The following is a 10,482-nucleotide window of genomic DNA, read 5'->3' as shown; positions in this document are numbered from 1 at the left end:
CCCCGGTGATGGCCGGATCGGTGCCGATGCCGACCAGCATAGCTGTCCGTGCGTACAGCCCGTGGCCGGAGCGCTAGGCGTGCAGCCAGACGCGGAGGGGGCCGGTGGTGGTGAAGCCGGCGGAGAGCGCGGGCGTGAGGTCCGGGGCGGTTTCGTAGCCGACCAGCGGCGCGTCGGGCAGGGTGGCGCACACCGCCCGCCAGACGTCCCGGGGGTTGTCGGTGCGGGTGAACAGGTTGGAGACGCCGTACGGGCCGTCGCCGCTGAGCACCGCTCCGCCGATGATCACACCCCGGACGTCGCGGCGGGCGAGCACCCGCACCCGGGGGTCGGCCAGGAGCGCGGGCCGGAACAACTCCTCACCGCCGTGAACCGCCGCCCAGGACGCCAGCTCGTCGGGCGTGGTGATTGCGGCCAGCGGTGCGTCGACAGGTGGTGCCGACGGTGGCCGGTGGATCCACTGCGCGTCGAAGAGGACCCGGAACCCGTAGCCGGACAGGTCGAGGTCGGCGAAGCTGTCCTTCACCGACGCGCCGGGCCCGGCGTCGATCCGGGTCAGCAGGACCTCGGCGTCGACGCCCGGTCGTAGGGTGACCGCGTCCGGGTACCAGGGTGGCGAACGGTGGGGGACAGACCAGGCGTCGGCGTCGGTACGGCCGGTCAGCCCATGGCTGCCGCAGACGATGTCGCACCATTCGGCGTTGTTGCGGGCCGCCGCCACCCGCGCGTCCATGGGCATGATCGGCAGCCTAGGCGGCCCCCGAGGGTGCTGCTGTCAGGGGGCGTAGACCAGGTCCATCGTGTCGGTGTGCCCGGACCAGCGCAGGTCGAGGCGCCAGCAACCGGCCTGCGGCAGATCGATGATCGACGGACCGGGGCCGCCGGCGACCTCCCGGATCACCCGGGTGTCGGTGCCGTCCAGCCTCGCGGTGATCACCAGGGTTGCCGGTGCGGTCGGGTCGGGCGAGGTCGTGGCGGCACGGGCCACCCAGAGGATCTTGTTGTTCGACCCGTCCGTCCGGACCTGCCGCAGCGGGTGGGCGAACAGCACCGCCACGATGTCACCCTTCGCGCCGAAGACGTGCGGAATTCGCGCGTCCCCGCTGAACCCGGCGTCCGCCCAGTCGGGCAGCGACCCCGTCTCGATCCGCGCCGCGCAGGCGGCCGCGGTGCTCGCCGTGGCGGCCGCACCCGCCGTCGGAGTCGCGCCGCTGGTCGTGGTCGTGCACCCCGCCAGCAGGACCACCGAGGATGCCAGCATCAACCTGCCCCAGGAACCCATCTCGCCCCTTCCGGTACGCGTCGACAACTCGTCGCACCCTTCCGACACCGCCCGGGCCCGCCAGGTTCCTAACGCACGGAGTGCGCGATCTCGATCGCCTCGGCCTTGGTGAAGGTGCCCTCCAGCCGATAGCTCACGTCGTTGTCCTGCCAGATCAGGGTCGAGGCGGCCAGCCGGGCGGTCTCCTGGCGGATCCCGCCCGCCCGGTCCACGTAGGACAACACGTGTGGGCCGTCGACCCAGACGGCGAAGTCGCCGTTGACCTGGACCCAGTCCGCGCCCGGCGGGGTGACCTCCTTGTGGAAGGCCAGGTCGAGGTGACCGTCGAACGCGTCCACGCGCAGCGCACCCCCGTCGTAGAGCAGCGTCGCCACCCGGTACCGGCCCGTGGCGTCCGGGTCGGCGACCAGCACCTGCTCCGGCGGGCCCAGCATCGCCGGCAGACGGATCGGAAACCGCACCGCCCGTTGCGCCTCGTCCAGGGCCACTGCCCGCTGCCCGGGCAGCGGTGCCGCGGTGCCGCCGGGCGGCGTCGGGGCGGGCGAGGTGGCGATGCTGACCCCGGCGAAGCGCAGCAGCCCTGTGACGACGTCGGCGATGGCGGCCCGCGTCGGCGGCAACACCGCCACCAGCAGGGTGACGAGCGCCGCCGCGGCGAGCGAACGCCACCGGCGCCGCCGGGGCGCGGGCGTGCTGAGTCGTACGCGGACGCGGGCGGTCACGTCGGGCGGATCGGGAGTGTCCAGCCAGGCGGACAGGTCGCGCAGTTCCCGTTCGAGGTCACCCATGCCGGACCTCCTCACGGTCGAGCAGGCCGCGAAGCTTCGCCAGCGCCCTGGACGTGCGCGACTTCACAGTGCCCCGGGGCCAGCCCAGAGCAGACACCGTCTCCTCCTCGGTGAGATCGAGGAAGAACCGGCAGACGATCACCTCGCGGTCCCGTACCGGCAGTTGCCGCAGCGCCTGCACCAGCGACGCCCGGCGCTCCCCGGCGAGGACCGCGCCGACCGCGTCGTCCTCGGCGATCTCGGACGTCGGGTCCGCTGCCGCCGCCCGCAGGACGAGCCCGTCGCGCCGGCCCCGGGAGCGGTGCAGGTTGCGTGTCTCGTTGGCGACGATCGCGAGTAGCCACGACCGGAAGGACGCGTCGCCCCGGTAGCGGGACAGCTTCCGGTACGCCTTCACAAACGCCTCCTGGATGACGTCCTCGGAGTCCGAGCCCGCGCCGAGCAGCACCGCGGTCCGGTACGCGGACGCGGTGTGCCGGGCGACCAGGAGGTTGTACGCCTCCAGATCACCTGCCCGAGCGCGGGTGACGAGCGCCTCGTCGTCCAGGGGAGCCTCCGTTCGGATCACACTCATGACACCGCCCACCCGTCGCGGGTTCCACAGGGATTTCCCCGCGGGTCAGCTCTCTCCCATCCGGCGTGCAGCGTATTGCCAGGAATCGGTGCTGCACTGGAGGGGCATCGAGGAGAGGGGCGGGGCATGAGCTGGTTCAACCGCCGGTCACGGGGTGCCGAGGCGACCCCGACGAAGCTGGACCGGGAGGCGACCCGCGACGACCTCGCGGCGCTGGAGGCGTTCGTGGCCACTCGGCGCGGGGTGGAGTTCTACCTGGAGCCGGAGACGACCGCGACGGACACCACCGTGGTGGCGATCGCCCACGACGGCGAGTGGATCCGCCGCCGTACCGGAACGCCCCGCGCGGCCGGGGCCATCGCCCGCAAGCACGCGGTGCCGCTGTACGAGGCGGCGCGCACCGGCTACCCGGAACGGATGCGGACCTGGAGCCGGGCCCACCCGGAACGCCACTCCCGCTGAGGTTCGACCGCTCAGGCGCACCGCACGGCTGAGCGGGCCTCTTCGAGCGTCATCGGCTCCGCGTGGCTGGAGACGTACCAGTGGTAGGTGTCGTCGAGAAGTCGTCGAACCAGGTCGAGGTCGAGGCCGTCCTCCGGCCGGCGCAGGTGGGCCGGCGGTGGGTAGAAGCAGTCGCCCAGCAGCATGACCCCCGAGTCGGGCACCAGCACCACTGTCGAATCCGGTGCGTGCCCGCCCCCGACGTGACGTAGCCGAACTCCGACCGGCAGCTCGTCCCCGTCGGCGAAGGTCCGGGTCGGCGGCTGGATGGCGAAGCCGTCCCAGGACGCCATCGCGCCTGCGCGGGCTCGGAAGCTCGGGCCGAGACGGGGATCGGCGCGTGCCTGCTCGTGCAGGTAGCGGTGGCTCCACGGTCGGGTGGCCTCGGCGCGCAGCAGCGGCACCGCTGCCTCGTGTCCGACGATCTCGACCCCGGGCCAGGCGCAGGCGCCCCACACGTGGTCCCAGTGATGGTGGGTGTAGACCAGCCAGCGCGGTTTCGGTAGGCCGGCGGCGGCCAGCGCGGCCTGGATATCGCGGGCGTGCGCGGGGCTCTGCCCGGCGTCGATCATCACACTGCCGCGTTCGTCGGCGACGACGGCGACGCCGGCCTGGACCGCCTCCGGGTCCGGATCGCCCGGGCAGAGCCAGACCCGGCCCGCCAGATGATGGAACTGCGGAGCGACCAAGGTGATCGACCTCCGAGATTGATCGCGGACTTTGGTGCGGCGTTCGCCGATGTTAGGCCAGGGTGCCGCACGCCACCGTCCCCTCCGACGATCGGCGCAGGCCAGGGCGGGTGCTACCCCCTTTGCTCTGCTTGCCTATTCGCGCCAGGCACGGAGCGTCACTGGTGCCTACAGGTAAGCAGAGCAAAGGAGGGGCTGGCATTGATTCGGGGCATTGCGACCCACCGGTTGGCGGTCGAAGTAATCGGTGAAACTCGATGAGTGGCACCCGCCCGGTGGGGCTGGGCACGCGTTGACCGGCGGTGGAGGGGTGTGGCAGCATTCGCGGCCTGACGGCAGTGAAGGAAGTCGGTGCGAATCCGACGCGGTCCCGCCACTGTCACCGGGGAGCGATCCCCCCTCGTGAGTCACGGCCGTGTGTCTGCGGTTGGAAGGCCGGGGGAGAGCGTCGATCCGGAAGCCAGGATACTTCGGCCGTCGGGATGCACCCCAGGGCGTGGACACCCGAGGAGGACCCGATGACGCACGGCGTCTCATTCATCGACGATCATCGTCGTATTGCGCTCCAGGCAGTGCATTCCAAGGACACCGGCTACCGGCACCGTTGAGCTGATCGCCCGGCGCTGACCGGCCCGACGCCCACGTCGGTCCGCCGTTCGCGCGGGCCGTCGTACCGGCTGACGCCGTACCCACCCGCATCGCCCCGGTTGCCCCCGTGAGGGCCCCAGGGCGTCACTTTCCGGAGCCTGCCGTGCGCATCCTGCTGCTGTCCACCGCCGACACCGACCTGCTGGCTGCCCGCGCCAGCGGCGCCGACTACCGGTTGGCCAACCCCGCCCGGGTCACCGCCGAGGAGGTGCCCGCCCTGCTCGACGGGGTCGCCCTCGTCGTCGTACGCCTGCTCGGCGGTCGGCAGGCGTGGCCGGACGGCCTCGCCGCGGTGCTCGCCACCGGCGTGCCAACGGTCGTGCTCGGCGGCGAGGCGCTGCCCGACGCGGAGCTGATGGCCATCTCCACGGTGCCGTCCGGGGTCGTCACCCAGGCGCTGGCGTACCTGGTGGAGGGCGGCCCGGACAACCTCGGGCAGTTGGCCCGGTTTTTCTCCGACACGGTGCTGCTCACCGGCGAGGGGTTCGCCCCGCCCGCGCCCACCCCGGCGTACGGCGTGCACGGCGAACACCCCGCCGACCCGGACCGGCCCACAGTGGGAATCGTCTTCTACCGGGCGCACGCCCTCGCCGGCAACACCGACTTCGTCGACGTCCTCGCGGACGCGGTCCACAAAGCCGGCGGCAACCCGCTGCCGATCTTCTGCGGCTCGCTGCGCGGGCTCACCGCGGGCGCCGGCCCACTCGGGCTCTTCGCCCGCTGTGACGCGCTGCTGGTCACGGTGCTCGCGGCCGGCGGAGCGGTCGCCGCGGACGCCTCCGGTGGCGGCGACGAGGACGCCTGGGACGTCGGTGCCCTGGCCGCCCTGGACGTGCCGGTCATCCAGGCGCTCTGCCTCACCAGCACCCGCGCGCAGTGGGCCGACAGCGACGCCGGGCTGTCCCCGTTGGACGCCGCCATGCAGGTGGCCATCCCCGAGTTCGACGGCCGGATCGTCACCGTGCCGTTCTCGTTCAAGCAGATCGACGCCGACGGGCTCTCGGTCTACGCCGCCGACCCCGAGCGGGCCGCCCGGGTCGCCGGGATCGCGGTGCGCCACGCCCGGCTGCGGTACGTGCCGCACGCCGACAAGCGGGTCGCCGTGGTGCTCAGCTCGTACCCCACCAAGCACTCCCGGGTCGGCAACGCCGTCGGGTTGGACACCCCGGCCTCGGCGGTCCGACTGTTCGCCGCGCTGGCCGAGGCCGGCTACGACCTGGGTGACGCGCCACCGCCCGACGACGGCGACGCGCTGATCCACGCGCTGATCGCGGCCGGTGGTCACGACGTGGAGTGGCTCACCCCGGAGCAGTTGGCCGCCGCCGAGGCCCGGATACCGGGGCCGACCTACCGACGCTGGTTCGACCAGGTCCCGGCCGAGCTGCGCGAGCGGATGCGGGAGCACTGGGGTGAGCCGCCGGGCGAGCTGTACACCGAGGGCGGCGACATCGTGCTCGCCGGGCTGCGCTTCGGCAATGTGGTGCTGCTGATCCAGCCGCCCCGCGGCTTCGGGGAGAACCCGATCGCCATCTACCACGACCCGGATCTGCCGCCCAGCCACCACTACCTGGCCGGGTACCGCTGGTTGACAGCGCCCGTCGCGGACGGCGGCTTCGGCGCGGACGCCGTGGTGCACCTGGGCAAGCACGGCACCCTGGAGTGGCTGCCCGGCAAGGGCCTCGGCCTGGCCGCCGACTGCGCGCCCGACGCGGTCCTCGGCGACCTGCCGATGGTGTACCCGTTCATCGTCAACGACCCCGGCGAGGGCACCCAGGCCAAGCGGCGGGCGCACGCCGTGGTCGTCGACCATTTGGTCCCGCCGATGGCCCGCGCCGAGACCTACGGCGACCTGGCCAAACTGGAGCAACTGCTCGACGAGTACGCGACAGTGCAGGCCCTCGACCCGGCCAAGGTGCCCACCGTGCGGGCCCAGATCTGGGACCTCGTGCGCGCCGCCGAGCTGCACCACGACCTGCACGCCGAGGCGATGCCCGACGCGGACGACTTCGACGACTTCGTGCTGCACCTCGACGGGTACCTGTGCGAGGTCAAGGACGTGCAGATCCGCGACGGGCTGCACATCCTCGCCGACGCGCCCACCGGCGAGCCACGGGTCAACCTCATTCTCGCGGTGCTGCGCGCCCCGCAGATCTGGGGCGGCGCCCGCGCCCTGCCCGGACTGCGGCAGGCCCTCGCCGTCGCGTACTCCCTCGACGAGCAGGAGCTGCTCGCGTCGCCGGGACAGCGACTGGCGCTGCCTGCGGCGCTGACCGACGTGGTGGACGGGCCGGCCGGCACCGCCGCCGACGCGATCGACCTCATCGAGGCCCTCGCGCGGCGGCTGGTCGTCGGCATGGAGACGCTGAACTGGGCCGTGGACACGGTGGACGCCGTGGTGACCGAGGTGACCGGTCAGCCGCTCCCGGACGTCGCCGCGGTGCTGCACTTCGCCGCCACCGAGCTGGTGCCCCGACTGGACCGGACCACCGACGAGCTGACCAACACCCTCGGGGCGCTGGACGGGAGGTTCGTGCCACCCGGCCCGTCCGGCTCACCAACCCGGGGGCTGGTCAACGTGCTGCCCACCGGCCGCAACTTCTACTCCGTCGACCCGAAGGCCATCCCCAGCCGCAACGCCTGGGACGTCGGGGTGGCCCTCGCCGACTCGCTGCTGGCCCGGCACCTCGCCGACACCGGCGGGTACCCCCGCTCGGTGGGGTTGACCGTCTGGGGCACCAGCGCGATGCGGACCCAGGGCGACGACATCGCCGAGGTGCTCGCGCTGCTGGGTTGCCGGCCGGTCTGGGACGACCGGTCCCGGCGGGTCACCGGCATCGAGGTGGTGCCGACCGCCGAGCTGGGCCGCCCTCGCGTCGACGTCACAGTGCGCATCTCCGGCTTCTTCCGCGACGCGTTCCCGCACGTGGTGGCGCTGCTCGACGACGCCGTCCGGCGGGTCGCCGCGCTGGACGAGCCGGACGAGGAGAACTACCTGCGGGCGCACGTCGCCGCCGACCTCGCCGAGCACGGCGACGAGCGGCGGGCCACCGCCCGGATCTTCGGCTCCAAGCCCGGCGCGTACGGCGCGGGCCTGCTGCCCCTGATCGACGCCCGGACCTGGCGCAGCGACGCCGACCTGGCCGAGGTGTACGCGGTGTGGGGCGGCTACGCGTACGGCCGGGGCCTGGACGGGCGGGAGGCGCGCGCCGACATGGAGCGCTCGTTCGCCCGGATCGCGGTGGCGGTGAAGAACCAGGACACCCGTGAGCACGACATCGTCGACTCCGACGACTACTTCCAGTACCACGGCGGAATGGTGGCGATGGTCCGCCACCTCACCGGCACGTCACCGCAGGCGTACGTGGGTGACTCGGCGATGCCGCACGACGTGCGCACCCGCACCCTGGGTGAGGAGACCCGACGGGTGTTCCGGGCCCGGGTGGTCAACCCGAAGTGGATCGCCGCGATGCGCCGGCACGGCTACAAGGGCGCGTTCGAGCTGGCGGCCACAGTGGACTACCTGTTCGGCTACGACGCCACCGCCGGTGTGGTCGACGACTGGATGTACGAGCACCTGGCCGCCGCGTACCTCTTCGACGAGACCACCCGGGAGTTCCTGGAGAAGTCCAACCCGTGGGCGCTGCGCGGCATCACCGAGCGGCTGTTGGAGGCCGCCGACCGGGGGCTGTGGGTTAAGCCGGAGCCGGCCACCCTCGACCGGTTGCGGGACACGTACCTGGCCAGTGAGGGCGACCTGGAGGACCGGGCATGACCGTGACCACTTACCCGTTCAGTGCTGTGCTCGGCATGGCCGACATGCGGCTGGCGTTGCTGCTCAACGCGGTCTCCCCGGCGATCGGCGGGGTGCTGGTCCGGGGTGAGAAGGGAACCGCCAAGTCCACCGCCGTGCGGGCTCTCGCCGCGCTGCTGCCGCCGGTGCGGCGGGTGGCTGGCTGCCGTTTCGGCTGTGACCCGGCCGAGCCCGACCGGGCCTGCCCGGACGGCCCGCACCCGGCCGACGCCGCCGACGAGACCCGTCCGGCCCGTCTCGTCGAGCTGCCGGTGGGCGCCGCCGAGGACCGGGTGGTCGGCGCACTGGACCTGGAGAAGGCGATCGGCGAGGGGGTACGCGCCTTCGAGCCGGGCCTGCTCGCCGCCGCGCACCGGGGCGTGCTCTACGTCGACGAGGTCAACCTGCTGCACGACCACCTCGTCGATCTGCTGCTCGACGCGGCGGCGATGGGCCGCAGCCACGTCGAGCGGGAGGGCGTCTCGGTCAGCCACGCGGCCCGGTTCCTGCTGGTCGGCACGATGAACCCGGAGGAGGGGGAGCTGCGCCCGCAGCTGCTGGACCGGTTCGGGCTCACCGTGGAGGTGGGCGCCAGCCGGGACCCGGAGATCCGGGTCGAGGTGGTCCGCCGCCGGCTGGCCGCCGACGCGGACCCGGTGGGCTTCGCCGCCCGCTGGGCCGACGCCGACGCGGAGATCGCCGGCCAGGTGGCCGCCGCCCGCCGCCGACTTCCCGGGGTACGACTGCCGGACGCCGCGTTGCGGCAGATCGCCGAGGTGTGTGCGGCGTTCGACGTGGACGGAATGCGCGCCGACATCGTCACCGCCCGGACCGCCCTCGCCCACGCCGCCTGGCACGGGCGGGACCGGGTCACCATCGACGACGTCCGGGTGGCCGCCCGGCTGGCCCTGCCGCACCGCCGTCGCCGCGATCCGTTCGACACCCCGGGGCTGGACGAGAAGCGCCTCGACGAGGCGTTGCAGCGCGCCCAGGACGCCCACCCCGACGACCCGGACGACGCCGGCCCGGACGACCGTGGCCCGGACGACGGGGGCCCGTCGGGCGGTGGCCCGGCTGGTGGCGGCGGCCCGAACGGTGGCGGCCCGAGTGGCGGCGGCCCGCAGGGCGGCGACGGCGTTGGCATCGACCAGGGTGAACCCGGGTCGGCCGGGCACTCGTCGGCGCGGAACGGCGCTGGCCCGGACGGGCGCACCGACGGCCCGGACGGTGTCGACGGCTGGCCGCAGCGCCAGCCGGGCGACAGCGGCGACGACGACGGCTGGCCGCAACACCAGACGGGCGACCGGGGCGGCGACGGCCAGAACTCGCGCCCGCGCGGTGGCCGGGAATCGGCGACCGGTGACGACGACCCGACCCGCGGTGGAGAGTCCCAGCCGGTGGCCGTACCCCGGGGTGGGCTGAAGGCGCGGGTGCTCACCGCGCCCGGCCTGGGTGACGGGGTGCCGGGCCGACGGTCGCGGGCCCGCACCGGGCGGGGCCGCACCACCGGCGCCCGGGTGCCGGCGGGTCGGGTGAGCGCGCTGCACCTGCCGGCCACGATCCGCGCCGCCGCGCCGCACCAGGCGGCCCGGGGCCGGCTCACCGGTCCGTTGCGACTGCGCCGGGACGACCTGCGCGAGGCGGTTCGCGAGGGGCGCGAGGGCAACCTGGTGCTGTTCGTGGTGGACGCGAGCGGCTCGATGGGCGCCCGGCAGCGGATGACCACCGTGAAGGACGCGGTGCTCGCCCTGCTCACCGACGCGTACCAGCGGCGGGACAAGGTCGCGGTGATCGCGTTCCGGGGCGCCGGCGCCCGGACCCTGCTGCCGGCGACCTCGTCGGTGCTGGCCGCCTCGACCCGGCTGGCCGAGCTGCCCACCGGTGGGCGTACGCCGCTGGCCGAGGGGCTGCTCGCCGCCGCGGACCTGTTGCGGGTGGAGCGCCTGCGCGACCCGAAGCGCCGCCCACTGGTCCTCATCGTCACCGACGGGAGAGCCACCGCGGGCACTCGTCCCCTCGACCGCGCGGCAGCAGCCGCGAAGGTCCTGGCGGCGACCGGCGCCCCCTGCGTGGTCGTGGACTGTGAATCCGGCCCCGTCCGCCTCAACCTGGCCGCCCGCCTGGCCACCCAGCTGAAGGCCCCCCGAACCGCCCTGGAAGCCCTCACCCACCCCCGCGATCTTGCACTTCCTGTCGCGGCATAACGGACT

8 protein-coding genes and 1 riboswitch are annotated in these 10,482 nt (G+C 73.7%); of the genes, 3 read left to right on the top strand and 5 right to left on the bottom strand.

The annotated features are described in order from the left end of the window. Positions 1 to 73: 73 nt before the first annotated feature. The 4 genes from ACQRWP_RS11645 to ACQRWP_RS11630 all read right to left on the bottom strand — a co-directional run bounded on the left by ACQRWP_RS11645 (position 74) and on the right by ACQRWP_RS11630 (position 2,644). Positions 74 to 739: a hypothetical protein gene (locus ACQRWP_RS11645; RefSeq protein WP_430502243.1), complete on the bottom strand. Its 666-nt coding sequence runs from the start codon at positions 737 to 739 to the stop codon at positions 74 to 76. Positions 740 to 775: 36 nt separating this feature from the next. Beyond that, positions 776 to 1,261: a hypothetical protein gene (locus ACQRWP_RS11640; RefSeq protein ID WP_430502242.1), complete on the bottom strand. Its 486-nt coding sequence runs from the start codon at positions 1,259 to 1,261 to the stop codon at positions 776 to 778. A gap of 89 nt (positions 1,262 to 1,350) precedes the next feature. Continuing rightward, positions 1,351 to 2,070, bottom strand: a complete 720-nt coding sequence (locus ACQRWP_RS11635; protein WP_430502241.1) for a hypothetical protein — start codon at positions 2,068 to 2,070, stop codon at positions 1,351 to 1,353. Then, a complete protein-coding gene (locus ACQRWP_RS11630) occupies positions 2,063 to 2,644 on the bottom strand; it encodes an RNA polymerase sigma factor (protein WP_430502240.1) in 582 nt (193 codons plus the stop codon). The genes ACQRWP_RS11635 and ACQRWP_RS11630 overlap by 8 nt, the downstream gene beginning before the upstream one ends. A gap of 126 nt (positions 2,645 to 2,770) precedes the next feature. Between ACQRWP_RS11630 and ACQRWP_RS11625 the strand changes: the two genes are divergently transcribed. Next, positions 2,771 to 3,106 carry a hypothetical protein gene (locus ACQRWP_RS11625; protein ID WP_430502239.1) on the top strand — a complete coding sequence of 112 codons (336 nt, stop codon included), beginning with the start codon at positions 2,771 to 2,773 and terminating at the stop codon, positions 3,104 to 3,106. An 11-nt stretch (positions 3,107 to 3,117) separates the two neighbouring features. Here ACQRWP_RS11625 and ACQRWP_RS11620 read toward each other — a convergent pair whose 3' ends face one another. Then, complete coding sequence (locus ACQRWP_RS11620) at positions 3,118 to 3,834, bottom strand: MBL fold metallo-hydrolase (protein WP_430502238.1); 717 nt, start codon at positions 3,832 to 3,834, stop codon at positions 3,118 to 3,120. Positions 3,835 to 4,150: 316 nt separating this feature from the next. Beyond that, positions 4,151 to 4,327, top strand: a riboswitch (cobalamin riboswitch). A gap of 258 nt (positions 4,328 to 4,585) precedes the next feature. On the opposite strand from ACQRWP_RS11620, the gene cobN reads away from it, so the two are divergent. Both cobN and ACQRWP_RS11610 read left to right on the top strand, forming a co-directional pair. After that, positions 4,586 to 8,254 (top strand): cobaltochelatase subunit CobN, encoded by a 3,669-nt coding sequence (cobN, locus tag ACQRWP_RS11615; protein WP_430502237.1) that lies wholly within the window; start codon positions 4,586 to 4,588, stop codon positions 8,252 to 8,254. Next, positions 8,251 to 10,476, top strand: a complete 2,226-nt coding sequence (locus ACQRWP_RS11610; RefSeq protein ID WP_430502236.1) for a magnesium chelatase subunit D family protein — start codon at positions 8,251 to 8,253, stop codon at positions 10,474 to 10,476. Before cobN ends, ACQRWP_RS11610 begins: the two co-directional genes overlap by 4 nt. The last annotated feature ends 6 nt before the right edge of the window (positions 10,477 to 10,482 follow it).

Source organism: Micromonospora trifolii (genome assembly GCF_050516465.1).
GTDB lineage: Bacteria > Actinomycetota > Actinomycetes > Mycobacteriales > Micromonosporaceae > Micromonospora > Micromonospora trifolii.
This window is presented reverse-complemented; position numbering and strand designations above follow the sequence as displayed.